The organism is Campylobacter concisus, from assembly GCF_002913865.1.
In the GTDB taxonomy this organism is placed as follows: Bacteria; Campylobacterota; Campylobacteria; order Campylobacterales; family Campylobacteraceae; genus Campylobacter_A; species Campylobacter_A concisus_AM.
This window is the reverse complement of the sequence record NZ_POYX01000016.1, coordinates 1-14,897: the sequence shown is the minus strand read 5'-3', so window position 1 is coordinate 14,897 and position 14,897 is coordinate 1. Positions and strand designations below refer to the sequence as shown.

Below are 14,897 nucleotides of genomic sequence, written 5' to 3'. Positions count from 1 at the left end.
GGCGGTTAAACGCCCCGTGGTTTAAATAGCTATTTAACGTTAAAGCTTCTCACGGCTAGGTCGTAGTCGTTTTGTCTTTCGTTGTACATATTTTCAGTTGTGACTGCACCAAGAGAACATTTACCGCCAAGTCTTACACGATAAGGCGTATAAAGAACGGCGTCTTTTTCGTCGCCACTTAGCGTGTAAAAGCTTAGCACGCGGTCATCTTTTATGCTTTTATACTCAACTTGCAAGCTGTTTTTTAAGCTCTTGCTAAAGTTGCTTAAATTTTCATTTATCGGCTCAAAGCAGCTACTTACGATCTCGTTTATAACGCCATTTTTAACCATTGTTTTTGAATTTATCACCACTTTTGAGTAGATGATGTCATTTACTTTTAGGCTGTCAAGACCCAGCTCTTTGCCTTTTTCATCGACAAAAACGCGGTAGATGTCAAGCTCTTTTGGCTCGATTTTGTGTTTGATCTCAAGTGGTAAGTAAGCGTAGCTTAAGATAGTCGCATAAAGCTTATTTGAGCCTAGTGGAGTGATGCTAAATTCGCCATTTTTTGTAGTAAAAGAGGTGCTTAAAAGGCCATCAAATTCTTTATTTTCGCCGTTATAGCTAAGTTTAAATTTGTTATTTTTCTCGCCGCTATCTTTGCCAAAGTAGGTATTTAGCGCTCTTAGCGTAAATGCACGCTCCTGCGTTGAGCTAAGCTCATTTAAATTTACTATCAAGAAATTTGCAAGGTCATCTGAGTAGTCGTTTTTCTCAAAGTATTTTGCGTGTAAGTACAAGATAAAGGCGTTATCTCTTACTTTTGAGCTAAAATCAGATGCATTTTCTTCACTTGTTTTAGCATTTTTGATATCTTTTAGCGCGACCTTTGCCTCGTCATTTAGGCCGTTTAGCTTTAGAGCTGCTGCCATTAGGTATTTACTTAGTGCTGTTTTATTGTAGGCTTTGTCGTCGTAAATTTTATTTAAGATTGACCTATCAGCCATATTTGCACGTGAGCTTACATAAAGGGCGTAAAGTGTCTCAAGGTCGTTGTTTGCGTATTTTAAGAGAGAGTTTAGCGCATTTTGTTTGACGCCTTTGCTTACCTCATATCCAGCCTCACTAAGATCAAGTAAAACATCAGTTGCAAAGATGCTTGCAAATGCATTTGTCTCGCCTAGATCGCTCCAGTAGCCAAAGCTACCATCTGGTTTTTGCATCTTAACTAGCTCATCTATGCCACTAACGATAAATCTCTTTTGGTCGCCCTTTTCAAGCTCATCTTTTGGTTTTAAATTTAAAAGCGCAAGCAGTCTTGAACTCCTTTGCTCTGCGCATCCATAAGGGTACTCTACTAAATTCTTTGAAGCTGCCAAAAGCACGCTTGAGACCGAGCTTGACGCATCAACGCTCACATCCTGATAGCCTTTTGGTAGTGAAATTTTACTCTCTTTGTCAAAGACGCTACTTTTTGCGTAGGTGCTGATCGTATAAGGGCTAATGACGCCTAGTAAATTTTGAAGCGTTTTTGAGCTATTTTTGTCGCTTACTGTTATATTGTATTCGCCAGCACCTGTTTCAAGGGCTGAAATTTTAAGCACAAACGCCTTGTTTTCAAGCGGCTTTAGGTTGGCTTTTTCTTGCGTTTTGATGTTTAAATTTTTGCTTGTTACGATGTTTATAGTAAGGTTTTTGTCCGTATTTGTTGTATTTATAAGCCTTAAATTTGCGCTTAATTCATCGCCTTTTAAAAGATAAACTAAAGCGCTTGGCTTAATGATCACATCATCTTTTACTTTTATCTCGCTATTTACGGCGTTCATTGCAGTTGCGTCATTTGCCACAGCATCTACTCTAATGGCGCCGTTAAAGCCATTTGGTGTTTTAAATTCGTATGAAATTTCGCCTTTGTCGTCCGCTTGAAGGCTCACTAAATTTGCATAAGTTTTTACATTTTTGCTATCAACTGGGCTTGCATGCTTTGCCATTTTCGCCGCCACAGCCATCGCCGCAGCATCACCGCCAAAGCTTAGTGTTTTGCCCTCGACCTTGTAGTTTGTGAGCATATTATAAATGTCGTAGTCAAAGACGCCATCAGGTAAAATTTTGTCAAAAAACTTAAGCGGATCAGCTGGCTTTTGCGATGTGATATCAAGCACGCCAACGTCGGTGATAAATAAATTCACATAAGCTTTTGGCTTTGTTTTTAGTGAAATTTTGATATTTTCATCGCTCTTTGCACTTTTTGGCGCTTCTAGGCTAAGCTCTATCTTTCTTGAAGATTTATCGCCGTTTGCATAGACCTTGCCGTAGGTTCTAAACGGAGTTAGCCCAGCGTCAGTCATGCGGTAGATATTTGCACTCACGTAAAGGCCATTAAAGTCAAAGTCAAGTTTAAATTTAACATTTGCTGAGTTGTTTTTTATCTTGACGACCTTGTAGGCTTTGACACCTGCATCTTCAAGCGTGACAAGCGCGATGCCTTCTTTTATGGCTGAGCTTATGTCTGCACTTAGCTCGTCGCCTTTTTTATAGACGCTTTTGTTTAGTTTTATCTGAGACTTGCTAAGCTCTTTTGTAGGCGCTAGGGTTGAGTAGTTGTAGCCGCTCACGTCCATATCAAGGCTCGTGCTCGCACCACTTACTAAATTTGTAGCAGTGATGACGTATGAGCCACTTTGCGTAAATTTATAGCTAAACTCGCCACTATTTTTATAAAAGCTATCCACATCTTCAAGTGTTTGGATCCATTTTATATAGCCGTTTGCGTCCCTTTGATACTGCCATGAGACACGTTTTATATCAAATTTCAAATTTGACTTCACTGCCTTTTGGCTTGACATATCAATAACTACTGTTCTTATCTTTACATCTTCGTTTGGATCAGCAAATGCCGTGCTAGCAGCGATGCCAACCATATCCTTATAAGGATAGAGCGTAAAGCTTTTTGCGTCACTTACGTTTTTGCCATTGTCATTTATGTTGAAATTTATGACGCCTTTTATTATTGAAGGTGCGTTTTTGGTGTTAAAGCTAAGATCTATCATCTGGCTTGATTTGCCATCTTTTGAAAGAGTTAGATCATTTTCTATGCTTGGATAGGCAGCCGCTTTTAGGGTGTCGTTTTTAAATTTATACTCTTTAAATTCGCTATTTTTATACTCATCATCAAAGAAGCTAACCTGCATACTGCCAGCTAAGTTGCTAGCTGCTCCGCCAAAGAGATAACTACTTGTTAAATTTACCTTTACTAGCTCGTTTGCAAAGAATTTATCAGCGTCTATGACTATGTCATTTTTTATCTTGTTTGGCACGAAGCTCTCGACGTAAAATGGCACACTCGCTATCACTTTGCTAGCGTAGATTATCTGCATGTTAAATCTACCGCTTAGATCGCTTAAAATTTCTTTTTCAAAATTTATCATGCCAACATCATTTGTATTCTGCGTGATCTGGGCACTACTTTTGCCTTGCGGATCGATAAATTTGATCTTAACTGGCATATTTTTAAGCGGGTTAAAGTCCCTATCTCTTAGATAAATTGCTCCTTTTAAGCTCTCGTTTGGTCTTATGATATTTGAGGCAAAATGCGTGTAAGCATCGATGCTCTCGCTTGGATTTTGACTGATGAGCTTTGCCTCATTTAGCGCTTCGCCATCTTTTATGATTAGGAAATTTTGCTCCTTGCCAAGTGAGACGACGACTGATGAGATCTCTTTGTAAATATCTTTTTTGTTAAATTTAAAGACGCCAACATCATTTGTCGCGCCAACTGCGATCTCTTCGTTTCTTTTGCCATAAATTTTTACATTTGCGTTTGGCAGCATTGTGTTTTCGCCAAGGCGGTTTGCAAAGACGAAAATTTCATCCTTGCCAAGTTTTGCATTTATGGCGATGTCGCTTAGATAGACGACCTTTGCGACGCTCTTATCTTTGCCGTAGTTTAAGCTTATCTTATAAACTCCGTCTCCTGCTCCTGCAAAGTCAAGCTTGATCTTATTTAGTGAAATTTCGTTTAATGCACCTTCTAGCTTGTAGCTTTTGCTTGCTACTTTTGAGCTAAAATTGCTTAAATCTTCGCTATTGTCGTTGAAATTTAAAAAGTATCTAAAATTTTGATCGCTTAACTTTTCAACGCTCACATTTAGCTCAGGTAAATTTGCACTTCTAATGCCGATCTCCCCAACGCTTGAGATATATGGCTCTTCATTTGTGAAATTTGCAAATGGAGTGAAGTTGCTAGCGACAACCTCGTAGGTTTTAGCCTCCCTTACGACATTTCTATCATCTCCAAAGCCTGGCTTTATCGTGATCTCGTAGCTATTTTGCGGTTTAAACTCATCGCTTGTGATATCGATGTAATAATCATACCCCTCAAGCTCAGAATTTAGCGCGCCATTTTCATCGTCATTTTTATATGACACGTCGCTTATGCTAAAGCTTTTTACGCCTTTGATCTTTATAAATTTCTTTAAATTATTATCGTCACTTAGCCACTCTTTTAGATAAATTCTAAATGCTAAGATGCCATTATCAAGGCTAGTTGGATAAATCTTAGCTATCTCAAAGCTCTTTGCTTCAGCGTTTATATTTACGCTCTCACTGCTTGCTTGCTCACTAAATTTCACCACGCCATCGCCTGCTAGTTTAGCGCCAAATTTACTCTCAAAATTTTCTCCAAACTCAAAAACAGGCTCGCTTATATTTTTATCAAGATCAAGCTCAAAGCTGTTTTGAGAGAGTTGCAAGGCATTAAAGCTTGCACCTTTTACGGCTATTTTTTTCACAAGCTCTTCACTAACTTCGTCATTAAATTTAAGGATAAATTTACTATCAGTGAGCTTTTCTACCTTCTCAAGCGCAAATTCTTTCGTCTCAAAGCTAGCGCTACTGCCATTTTCTAACTTACAGCTGTATTCAGCACCTGCGTGCATATCTTTTGTAAAAAGCGTAAGGCTTTGAGCGTTAAATTTCACCGTGCCACCTAGTGCTGGCTCGCACGAGATAAGCTTTTTCTCGCTTAGCGTGCCTATGAGATTTTTGCTAACATCATCTTCTAGCCCAAATTCCACGCTTAAAGGCGACTTTACCTCGACATTGCCATTTAGACTTAAAGCATATAAATTTACTGCTCCTAAAAGTGCTAGAAGTAGCGCTTTTTGCTGCATTTTATCTCCTTAGTTTTATTGTTATTTCACTTTGATTTGAATTTTCATCAAGGCATTTTAAAGTGTGCTCGCCAAGAGTTAGATCTAGCCTTTTTTCACTTGCATTTTCTATCTTAGAAAAGTTCAAATCATCCACTTTTAGGTAAATTTCATCACCTAAAAACGCGTAGCATTTTAGCATAATTTGTGTTACATTTTCATCTGTCACGATCTCTTCACCGTCATACGGATAGGCAAAAACTGGCTTTTTATCTTTAAAAACTTCAGCGCAAGGGCTATTTTTGACCTCGTCTTTGTCTAAAAAGCCATTTTTTATCAAAAACTCAAGCTCCTCGCCCCTTAAACTCTCGCACTTATCTTGCAGTTTAACTCCAACTATCCTATCATCAAGCGCCGTTTTTTTGCATGTTTCATAACTAAAAGTATCAAGGCAGGTTGGCACTTTTTCAATGCCATCTGGCTCGCTCATAAACTCTAAATTTTGCCTTTGCGCCGTGATCTTAAACATATCAAAAACGATCTTTGAAACGTCATTTAGCCCAGTTAGCTTGTCAGTTTTTTCAGCGTTAAAGTTGCCCACCCAGACGGCTATCGTGTAGTTTTCATTGACACCTATGGCGTAAAGATCGCGTGAGTTTGCGCTAGTGCCAGTTTTAAAGGCGATCTTTGGCGTGTTTTGCGCGTATTGCCAAGCATTTTTTAGATATGACCTTGAAGCTTCGCTCATCATTTTAGCAGTTAGATAGGCGCTTTGAGGCGAGATGAGGGTTATGTTTTTATCTTCATTTTTGTAGTTTTTACCAGCAAACTCAAGCGGCCTATAAATGCCATTATTTGCGTATATCGTATAAAGATGTGCAAGATCAAGCAGGCTCATCTCAGCACTACCTAAAACTATCGAAGAGCCGTAAAACTCCTTGTTTTCATCAACTAAATTTACCTTTTCAAGTAGCTCATAAAGCGAGTTGTCTTTTAGCTTTAAGTCTAAATTTATAACTGGGATATTAAGGCTAAAATTTAGAGCGTCTTTTGCGCTTACAAGCCCCAAAAAATCGTTACTAAAGTTCTTTGGCACATATTCATTTACATAAATTTGCGTGTCAATTAGCTGCGAATTTGGCGTGATAAGGCCGCTATCAAGTGCAAGAGAGTAGATAAAAGGCTTTAGCGTGCTACCTGTGTTTCGCTTCATATTTAGAGCTGAGTTTTTGCCATCACGCGCGCGCTCATCATGCGAGCCGATAAATGCAACAACGCTCATTTTTTTATTATCAATAACCACGGCTGCGGCGTTATTTGCGTTTTTAGCCTTTAGCGAAAACATCGCGTCTTTTAAAATTTTAAGCATATCTTTTTGTAAATTTAGATCCAAGCTCGCCTTTGAAATTTGGTTTTTAAAAGCGACATTTGCGTAGTCGCTGGCATTTACGACGGCCCTTATCCTTACATTTTTAAATGGCTCAGCTTGAGCTCTTTTAAAGGCACTAAGGTCGATCAAATTTGCCTTATAAAGCATCTTTATGACCCTGTTTTTTAGGGCGTTTATGTTTGAGACGCGGTCAAGTCTATTTTTATTTGGATTTTTGGGGATCGTGCTTAAAAGTGCCGCCTGAGCGTAGCTAAGCTCGTTTAGCTCTTTGCCAAAGTAAAAGAAGCTCGCCGCCTTTGCTCCCTCGATATTGCCGCCATATGGGGCTAAATTTAGGTATAAATTTAAAATTTCATCCTTGCTAAAGTGAAGTTCAAGCTGAAATGCTCTAAAAATTTCTTTTATCTTGTTTTTATAGCTTCGATCTCCAGGCTCCAGCATCCTGGCTACTTGCATCGTGATAGTGCTGGCCCCTATGCGGTTGTCACTTCTTAGGTTGTGGAAAAATGCTCTAAAAATGGAGGCAAAATTTACGCCAAAATGGTAGTAAAAATATCTATCTTCAAAGAGCACGACGCATTGTTTTAGCGAGTTTGGGAAGCTTTGCTCGTGAAATCTCCAAATTCCATCACTGCTAAGCTTCATATTTATGATCTCGCCATTTTTATCAAGCAAAATTTTGGCTTCGTCTTTTTTGAGCGCATCTAAATTTAGTGGATAAATTTGATCCAGTATCAAAAAAATAGCAACCATTAGAGCCAAAAATATGGCAAGGAATTTTAGAAATTTAAACTTTTTCATCGGCGTGATTATAGCTGTTAAAGTTTAAGTAGCTATAATTAGGCCTTTTTAAAAAAGAGGAAACAATGCCCTTATCTAGGTTAAACAAAGAACAATACACCGCCGCAACTGCGCCATTTGGACACAATCTCATCATCGCCTCAGCTGGCACTGGCAAGACTAGCACCATAGTCGCTCGCATCGCTCATCTTTTGAATTTAGGCGTAAAGCCTGAGAAAATTTTGCTTCTAACTTTCACCAACAAAGCAGCCAGCGAGATGATAGAGCGTTTAAATAGATATTTTGATAAACAAATCACCTCTAAAATCACCGCAGGCACTTTTCACTCGGTCTCATTTTCGCTTTTAAAAAGCCTTGATAAAGGCGTCACGCTAAAGCAACCAAGCGAGCTAAAGACGCTTTTAAAAAGTCTTGTTGAGAGGCGTAAATTTTACCATTTAAGCGATGTCAAGCCTTACGGCGGAGCATATCTATACGACCTTTATTCGCTATTTCAAAACAGCGAGCAGGGCACTACATTTGGTAAATGGATAAGCGATAAAAGCGAAGAGCAGGGCGTTTATGCTGAAATTTATGAAGATGTCTTAGAGGAGTTTGAGGCCGAAAAGGCTAAATTTTCTTACGCTGATTTTAACGACCTTCTTATAAAAATGCGCGACGAGCTAAAAAAGGGGGCAAATTTAGCTTATGATGAAATTTTGATCGACGAGTATCAAGATACAAACACGCTTCAAGGCAGTCTTATAGACGCATTTAAGACAAAGAGCCTCTTTTGCGTGGGCGATTTTGACCAAAGCATCTACGCATTTAACGGCGCAAATATCGAGATCATTGGCTCATTTAAAGATCGCTTCCCAAACGCAAACATCTACGCTTTAAATGTAAATTACCGTTCAAGCTCAAGCATACTAGCTCTCGCAAATAAGGTGATAAATAACAATCCAAGGCTTTATGAAAAGCACCTCACAGTTAGTCGCGAGGGAAATTTCAAGCCTCCAAGGCTACTTGTCTATAACGAGCTTTTTGACCAGTATCAAAATATCGCCGATATCATCTCATTTTCGCCATTTAATAGAGAAAATATCGCCATAATTTTTAGAAATAACTCATCAGCAGACGGCATCGAAGTCGCACTAAAAGAGAGGGGCATTGGCTCAAAGCGAAAGGGCGGGGTGAGCTTCTTTGAGAGCCGCGAGATCAAAGCACTCATCGATATCATGGGAATTTATGTCAATCCAAAAGATATAATGGCATTTATTCATATCTGCGAATACGCAAAAGGCGTTGGCAGCGCAGTTAGCAAAGAAATTTTTGACGCACTGCTTAAGCTTGGGCATGGAAATTTGATAAAAGGGATAGTTGAGCCAGATGAGAGCGTAAATATCTCATCAAACAAAAGGCGAAACTACCAGCTAGGCCTTTTTGACGACCTTGATGAATTTGCCGAAGTTTCGAGGTTTTCTAAGCTTGGCTTTAGCGATAAATTTCTAGGTCATCCTGTGCTAAAACTACAAAAGCTAAGCGAGAGTGGGGCGCAGTTTTTATATGAAATTTACAACTTTTTAAGAGGCATGAGAAATATCTCAAAGCCAGCCACGATGATAAATGAGATAAAAACTAGCAAAATTTACTCACTAATCGTCGAAAACATCAGCACAAAAAGGGCAACTCTAAAAAATGGCAACGTCGATCTGGCGCTCAAAGAAGAGGTCAAAGAGCGCATAATGGCAAAGAGCGTGGTGCTAAGCGAGCTAGCTAAAAAATATCAAGATATCAGTAAATTTTATAACTTCTTAGCCCTTGGAAGCAACGAGATGAGCGAAGGGCAGGGCGTTAGCTTGCTTAGCGTGCATGCGAGCAAGGGGCTTGAGTTTGACCAAGTCTTTATCGTCGATCTCGCGCAAAACCGCTTTCCAAATTTGAAGCTAATGAGCATGGGCGGCAGCCTAGAAGAGGAGAGACGGCTCTTTTACGTAGCAGTAACCAGGGCTAAAGACGAGCTTTATCTTAGCTACGCAAAATACGACAAGATAAAGAAGGTGACCTACCAGCCAAGTAGGTTTTTGATAGAGGCTGGCATGGCAAAAGAGGAAGCTTAAAGAGTATTTACTCTTGTGAAGTAGAATTTACCAATTTTTTACAAAGAGAAGCGATGAAAAAAACTAAAATTTTAATAATTCTACTTATTTTAGGCGTCGGTGGATATTTTATCTACGATAATTTTTTTAAAGTAAAAGACGAAAAGGTGGAGTTTATCACCAAAAAGGCAAAGAAGGGCTCATTTAGCAAAAAGGTCGATGCGACTGGTGAAATTTTCGCCACAGAGCTAATCGACGTGGGAGCTCAGGTGAGCGGTCAGATAAAAAAGCTCTATGTTAAGCTTGGAGATCAGGTAAAAAAGGGCGATATGATCGCAAGTATCGATAGCTCGACCCAGCAAAATAGCATCGATAATAAAGAGGCACAGCTAGCCATCTACAAAGCCCAGCTTGAAAGCGCAAAAGTAGCTCTAAATATCGCTAAAACGCAGTTTGATAGAGAAAATGCACTTTTTGCCAAAAACGCCACTTCAAAGCAAGAATTTGAAAGCGCAAAAAACACTTTTAGCGCAAACAGCGCAAAGATAAAGGAGCTTGAAGCGCAGATCAAGCAGACAAATATCGAGCTAAGTACCGCTAAGATAAATTTAGGCTATACAAAGATCACCGCTCCAAGGGACGGCACCGTTGTAAGCGTGCAGGTTGAAGAGGGTCAAACTGTAAATGCCAACCAAACTACGCCAACTATCGTAAATATCGCCGATCTTAGCCATGTGAAGATGAAGATGCAAATAGCAGAGGGCGACATCACTAAGATAAAAGTCGGCACGCCAGTTGAATACTCGATCCTCTCTGAGCCAACGAAGAAATTTCAAACGACTGTTAGCTCGATCGATCCAGGGCTCACCACACTAAGTGATGGCAGCTACGGCTCAAGTAGTAGCAGTAAGTCTTCATACTCAAGTAGCTCTAGCAGCAGCTCAGCGGTTTATTACTACGCGCAAAGCATCGTTGATAATAAAGATGGAATTTTAAGGATAGGCATGACCACGCAAAATGAGCTTTTAATAGCAAATGTTGAGGATGCCATCATCGTGCCAAGCATCGGCATCAAAAAAGATGAAAACGGCACTTTTGTCTATGTGCTAAAAGATGGCAAGCCCGTAAAAACAGCGGTCAAAACTGGCATAAAAGATAACCTTGATACGCAGATCATTAGCGGTATAAACGAAGACGATGAGATCATCACATCTCAAGGCTCATCAAGCGAGATCGCCAAGATGATCGCAAAAGAACATAAGAAGTTTTAAGTGATAAGCCTAAAAAACATCACTAAAAGCTTTAAGCTCGGTGACAATGAGATAGAGATCCTACACGGCATAAATTTAGAGATAAAAAAGGGCGAGTTTATAGCCATCATCGGCCAGTCTGGCTCTGGTAAATCAACTCTTATGAATATCCTTGGCTGCTTAGATAGCCCAAGTGGGGGCGAGTATTTGCTGGACGGCAAAGATATATCAAAATTTGACAGCGACGCCCTTGCCAAGCTTAGACGAGATAAATTTGGCTTTATATTTCAAAGATACAACCTTCTTAGCACGATGAACGCCCTTGAAAACGTAGCGCTGCCAAGCATCTACGCAGGTGCAAACAAGAGCGAACGAGAGAAAAGAGGGATGGAAATTTTAGACTCTCTTGGTCTTAGCGAAAAAGCGAAAAATTTACCAAATAAACTTTCAGGCGGACAACAGCAAAGGGTCTCCATAGCAAGGGCGCTGATGAATGGTGGCGAGATCATATTAGCAGACGAGCCAACAGGCGCGCTTGATAGCAAAAGTGGGCTAAGGGTGATGGAAATTTTAGTTGATCTTTACAAAAAAGGCCACACTATCATTATCGTCACGCACGATCCAAAGATCGCAGAGTATGCTAGCCGTGTGATCGAGATAAAAGATGGCAACATCGTAAGCGACAATGTCAAAAATAGCAAAATTTACGAGGCCACAAAGCAAATTCAGCCAGAAAAGAGCAAATTTACCTACTATAAAGATCAGCTAATTGAGAGCTTTAAAATGTCGGTAAATGCGATGCTAGCTCACAAACTAAGATCGCTTCTTACCATGCTTGGCATTATTATCGGCATCACAGCGGTCATTAGCGTCGTGGCCCTTGGCAAAGGCTCGCAGGAGCAAATTTTAGCTGGTATCAGAAAGATCGGCACTAACACGATCGATATCATGCCAGGCAAAGGCTTTGGCGATATGCTCTCAGGCAAGGTAAAAACGCTCTCCATAAGCGACGCAAACATGCTTGCTAAGCAGTCCTTTTTAGACTCTGTCACGCCAAATACAAGCACCTCAGGCGTGCTAACCTATGAAAATATCTCGCTAAGTGCGAGCCTAAAGGGTGGTGGAGTAGGGAGCTTTGACGTAAATGGGCTAAAGCTAGAAGAGGGCAGAATTTACGATGATGACGAGGTTTTAAACTCAGCTTCAGTCGCCTTAATCGATCAAAACACCAAAAATAGCATCTTTAAAAACGAAGATCCTATCGGCAAAACCATACTTTTTAACAAAAAGCCACTTCGCATTATCGGCGTTTTGCAAAAGGATGATTTTAAGATGGGCGATTCAAGCACGCTTAAAATTTACGCTCCTTACACGACTGTGCTAAACAAGATCACTGGGGATAAATTTATAAGCTCGATCACAGCTAAAGTAAATGAAAGCGTCAATGCCCAGATCGCCGAAAAGAGCCTAAGCGAGCTTTTAGAGATCAAGCGCGGCAAAAAGGACTTTTTTACAAGAAACTCAGACAGCATAAAGCAAACGATCGAAGAGACCATCTCAACCATGCGCCTTCTCATCTCAAGCATAGCCGTCGTTTCGCTCGTAGTTGGGGGCATAGGCGTCATGAACATCATGCTAGTCTCAGTCACCGAGCGCACCAAAGAGATAGGCATAAAAATGGCGATCGGAGCTAGACAGAGCAACATCTTGCAGCAGTTTTTGATAGAGGCGGTGCTACTTTGCCTTATCGGCGGAGCCATCGGCATCGTCCTATCCTACGCTATCGGCTACATCTTTAACAACTTCTTAAACGGCTTTAGCATGATCTTTTCAAACGGCTCGATTGTGCTTGCACTTGTCACATCGATGGCGATTGGTATCATCTTTGGCTACATGCCTGCCAAAAATGCCTCAAAACTAAATCCAATAGATGCGCTTTCAAGGGAGTAATATGAAATTTCTAAGCCTAGCTCTAGTGCTCGTTTTAAGCGGTTGCGCTGTTAAAAATATAGATGAAAACTACAAGCAAATTTTACTTGAAGATAACTCTAGTGGCGAGCTAAATTTAGACACTTCTTGGTGGAAGCAGTATCACCAAAGCTATCTTGATGAGCTTGTAGAGCTTTCGCTTAAAAACAACACCGACCTTGCAAAAGCTGCGATAAATGTAAATAAAGCGCTCGCTCAAGCTGGCGTTTTGCAGGCAAATTTAATTCCAAGCTTTAACGCTGGCGTCGAGGCAACAAGTAGCAAAAACATAAAAGAGGGCGGCGCTTCTAGTAGAAGTTTTGGCTCAAGCATAGGGCTTAGCTACGAGCTTGATCTTTGGCAAAAGCTAGCAAATAGCAAAGACGCGGCTATGTTTGAGGCAGATGCTAGCAAATTTGACTTAGAAGCCGCCAAGCTAAGCGTTATAAACTCCGTAGCAGACGCTTATTTTCAAATTTTATATCTAAATGAGAGCATAAAAACTTATGAGCAAATTTTAGAAATTTATAATGAGCTAAATAAGATAGTTGGGCTTAAATTTGAGCTTGGCAAAGAGGAGACGCTAAGTCTAAAGCAGATAAACTCACAGCAATTAAGCGCTCAAAATAAGATAGAAAGTGCCAAAAAAGAGCTTGTGAATGCTAAAAAAACGCTTAGGATTTTGCTAAACGTTAGTCCAGAATTTGAGCTTAAATTTGAAGCTCTCACACTAAGTCCCGTTAAAAGAGCGGGCGTTGATCTTGAAGTGCCAACAAGCGCCATAGCAAACCGACCTGATCTAAGAGCGGCCATTTACCGCATAGAAGAGGGCATCTTAAACTACAAAGCGAGCCAAAAAGAGTTCTATCCGACCATCACGCTAGGAGCCAGCCTCAAAAGCAGCACCAACAAAAAAGAGGAAGCTTTCAGCCTTAAATTTCTAAATGGCAACATCGCTTTGAATTTGCCATTTTTAAACTACCACAAGCTAAAGTCAAATTTAAAGGTTAGCGAGGCGAATTTCGAGCTTGCAAAGCTAAACTACATAAGCACATTAAATAGTGCATTAAACGAGATAGACGCATTTTACAAAGGCTACTTAAATGACGAAGCACTGCTTACAAACTACCAAGAGCAGATAAAAAACTACGAGGAAATTTCAAAAATTTATGAGCTAAAATACTCCTACGGTAAGGTCGAGCTAAAGCAGTTTTTAGAGGCGAAAAACAGCGAGCTAGAAGCCAAAATAGGGTTACTAAAAGCAAAATACACACTTTTGCAAGACGAGCTAAATATCTACAAAGCGATGGCTGGCAAATTTAATAAGTAAAATTATGAGCTTGGCTTGGGACTACAAGGCAAACGCATGCAGCAAGGATGGCAAATTTAGCGCCAAATTTGAAGGCTGCGAAGTCGCTATGGGCGCTCCAACCATTGGCGAGCTACGACTTTTTATAAATGGCGAGCACTATCTAAATTTAAAAAACGAGCTCTTAAACCACGCAAAAACGCTACCAAATTTGGATCAAAATTTAGTTAAAGATGGCAGCACTCATCAAATTTTACTTAGCGAGAGAGCGACTGCTTGCTTTTTATTTTCAAAGGACTCTAAATTTCTAGCTTTTTGTGAATGGACGACAGATAAAATGCAGATTGTAAAGATAGTGCGCCTAGCTGACAGGAGCATAAAAACTGATAACAAGCGCAAAAGAGTAGTGGAATTTCTCTCATTTGATGACGGCGTGCTTAAAATTTTAGACTCACCTATATTTATGCCCAAAAACTATACACTAGATATCCACACACTTTTTGGCGATAAAATTTAATTAGGCTTTAAAAAATAGTTTTCAGGCGTGTTTTCATAGTAAATTTAAATACTAGCTCTTAAATTTAGTACGAAAGATGCTCAAATCTAAAATTTAACGCAAAAGATAACTCTTTGACATACAAAAACAATTTTTTAGTTTTATAAGTTGCCTTTGAATGGCAAAATTAACTCCTTGCTTTAAAATTTAACGCGCAAGATCAATATTTGGCGCACAAGAACAAAAATCATGCATTATTCTTATTTTACTGCTCTTAAATTTAGCACGCATATGATCACCTTATCAGTTTTTTAGAAAAACACTCGCTTTGGATTAAATTTGCCTCCAAAATGCCAGCTTGAGCAAGTGCTTTATTTACATTTTATCACGGCTTTTCAAGGGTTGTGTTACTTTTTAGAGCAAGAAGCACAAGCACTCAAGGTAACTCTCGCTCGCCATTTTCAAAATAGGGT

7 protein-coding genes are annotated in these 14,897 nt (G+C 39.8%); 5 read left to right on the top strand and 2 right to left on the bottom strand.

What is annotated here, in order from left to right:
• Window positions 1-29: 29 nt before the first annotated feature.
• Both CYP77_RS00780 and pbpC read right to left on the bottom strand, forming a co-directional pair.
• A complete protein-coding gene (locus CYP77_RS00780; RefSeq protein WP_103567527.1) occupies window positions 30-5,153 on the bottom strand; it encodes an alpha-2-macroglobulin family protein in 5,124 nt (1,707 codons plus the stop codon).
• Between the two features lies 1 nt (window position 5,154).
• On the bottom strand, window positions 5,155-7,323 hold the full coding sequence (gene pbpC / locus CYP77_RS00775; protein ID WP_103567528.1) for a penicillin-binding protein 1C: 2,169 nt from the start codon (window positions 7,321-7,323) through the stop codon (window positions 5,155-5,157).
• 65 nt (window positions 7,324-7,388) lie between these two features.
• On the opposite strand from pbpC, the gene CYP77_RS00770 reads away from it, so the two are divergent.
• From CYP77_RS00770 to CYP77_RS00750, 5 genes are read left to right on the top strand one after another with little or no spacing between them, the layout of a single operon-like run.
• Window positions 7,389-9,422, top strand: a complete 2,034-nt coding sequence (locus tag CYP77_RS00770; protein ID WP_103567529.1) for an ATP-dependent helicase — start codon at window positions 7,389-7,391, stop codon at window positions 9,420-9,422.
• A gap of 53 nt (window positions 9,423-9,475) precedes the next feature.
• Window positions 9,476-10,672 carry an efflux RND transporter periplasmic adaptor subunit gene (locus tag CYP77_RS00765; protein WP_103567530.1) on the top strand — a complete coding sequence of 399 codons (1,197 nt, stop codon included), beginning with the start codon at window positions 9,476-9,478 and terminating at the stop codon, window positions 10,670-10,672.
• Window positions 10,673-12,601 (top strand): MacB family efflux pump subunit, encoded by a 1,929-nt coding sequence (locus CYP77_RS00760; RefSeq protein WP_103567531.1) that lies wholly within the window; start codon window positions 10,673-10,675, stop codon window positions 12,599-12,601. It begins immediately after the preceding gene.
• 1 nt (window position 12,602) lies between these two features.
• Window positions 12,603-13,949 carry a TolC family protein gene (locus CYP77_RS00755; protein ID WP_103567532.1) on the top strand — a complete coding sequence of 449 codons (1,347 nt, stop codon included), beginning with the start codon at window positions 12,603-12,605 and terminating at the stop codon, window positions 13,947-13,949.
• A 4-nt stretch (window positions 13,950-13,953) separates the two neighbouring features.
• Entirely contained in the window at window positions 13,954-14,445 is a 492-nt protein-coding gene (locus CYP77_RS00750; protein ID WP_103567533.1) for a flagellar protein, read from the top strand.
• The last annotated feature ends 452 nt before the right edge of the window (window positions 14,446-14,897 follow it).